This is a genomic window from Pseudoalteromonas sp. 20-MNA-CIBAN-0454 (assembly GCF_040308685.1).
Lineage (GTDB): Bacteria > Pseudomonadota > Gammaproteobacteria > Enterobacterales > Alteromonadaceae > Pseudoalteromonas > Pseudoalteromonas nigrifaciens.
Window position 1 is genome coordinate 1 of record NZ_JBEOOB010000233.1, and the last position, 239, is coordinate 239.

General features: G+C 50.2%; 1 pseudogene. It reads left to right on the plus strand.

The features are described from left to right. Nucleotides 1-55: 55 nt before the first annotated feature. Nucleotides 56-239: pseudogene (locus tag AAEZ22_RS18590) on the plus strand (iron-containing alcohol dehydrogenase); the annotation flags it as partial.

The window sequence follows — 239 nt, forward strand, 5'->3', positions numbered from 1 at the left end:
CCCCATATCTGATGCCCTCGCAGTCAAAGGTCTAAAGCTTTTAACGCAAAACTTTATGACGGTGCTAGAGGACGGCAACGATATAACAGCACGGGAAAACATGTTATTAGGCTCAACCTTAGCGGGCATGGCCTTTGTCCATGCGTCGGTCGCAGCGGTGCATGGCTTATCTTATCCGTTGGGTGCCAAGTTTCATGTGCCCCATGGTCATTCTAATGCCTTAGTGATGGGGCCAGTCT